General features: G+C 42.5%; 1 protein-coding gene. It reads right to left on the reverse strand.

All coding sequences use genetic code 11. The annotated features are described in order from the left end of the window. Positions 1 to 1,070, reverse strand: a 1,070-nt coding sequence (locus A3763_RS02630; RefSeq protein WP_156494848.1) for a tetratricopeptide repeat protein, incomplete at both ends; no start/stop codon positions are given.

The raw sequence follows: 1,070 nt of genomic DNA on the forward strand, positions 1-1,070 counted from the left end.
TGCAAGTGTTTCGGGCGCCTTACTGCGATCAATAGTAGGCTCAAGTATTTCTAGCACTTTCTTTGGCTCATTCATTTTCAGATTCGTCGCCGCATAAATGTGACGCGTCATCTCATTTGCGACTTCCGGATCAACACTTTCTGAAAGGTATTTAGAGGCTGCGGTATTATCTCCTTCCAAATAGCTAATAATACCTAGTAGCTGAGTCGCTAGCTTGTATGAGGGATAATCATTTAATATCTCGATCAAAGTTGCTTTAGACGCATCCAATTCGCCTGCTTGCATTTTCTCGACCGCAAGCTGATATTTCTCTTTTACTTCATTTGAACCCGGGAAGGCTTCGGATAACAGTTTGGTGTAAATATAGGCTTCGTTAGAACGGCCTTGGCGAGTCAAAACATAAGATAGCCGTTCTAATACAACGGCTTTTTCCGGCTCAATAATATCTGTATTATCCATAGTAGAAAGCAAATCGGTCAGAATATCTTCGGCCTGTTCCAGGTTCTGTTCACCAATTGCAATACCAGCCAATAGAATTCTTGCTTTACTAAAAGCCTTGGCACCCTTAGGTATGGAATTAAGCAAGCCTTTCGATTCTTTTACCTGGTTAGATCTTACTAAAGCAGTTGCTTTTNCTAGGGTAGCGAGGTCATTCCCTGCCTCGTCATTAAGAATTTTCTGATAGGCATTGACTGCTTGTTCAAGCTCGTTCAAACCTAACAAGTTATGCGCACGAAGCATTTGAAGCTCAACGCTATTGCCACTTAAGTGCTCATCCAGAACAAGCTCAGCAGATAAGTACTTGTGCTTACCTTGATAAGACTCAACCAGTGCGACATAGTAACTTTCATCCTTGTCGGTACTCACCTGCTCCAATAAGCTAAGCGCCGCGTCATATTGCCCTAATTTAATCAACATCTCGGCATATTGAACAATTGAAGAGGCTTCGCCACCCGACTTCTTCACCGCATTTTTATATTCAATTGTCGCGGCTTTATATTGACCTTGCTCGGCATAAGCTTTAGCTCTCGCTAGATGATTCGCGTTAAGCTCTTTCTGATCAGTTTCTC

This window comes from Oleiphilus sp. HI0128, assembly GCF_001635365.1.